The 212-nt window shown below is 40.1% G+C and carries 1 pseudogene; it reads right to left on the reverse strand.

Annotated features, from left to right (window positions below):
- Positions 1–212: pseudogene (locus tag EXZ60_RS19200) on the reverse strand (excinuclease); the annotation flags it as partial.

The following is a 212-nucleotide window of genomic DNA, read 5'->3' on the forward strand; positions in this document are numbered from 1 at the left end:
CTTCACAACTTCACCACTCAATGCAACTCCAGCCATTACGGCTCCAGCACCACATTGAAAAGTATCGTTGCTTGAAGTGAGGTTGTTTTTGTAATTTGATTTGATATTAACTACTGCATTTCCACCCTCTTTTATCGCTCTGTCTTTAAGAGCAATCATGGCGGAAAGAAAAACCCAATTGCACGCTTCTTCATCTGTTTTATTGAAAGCGT

This window comes from Vibrio sp. 1151_11, from assembly GCF_029478525.1.
GTDB lineage: Bacteria > Pseudomonadota > Gammaproteobacteria > Enterobacterales > Vibrionaceae > Vibrio > Vibrio anguillarum.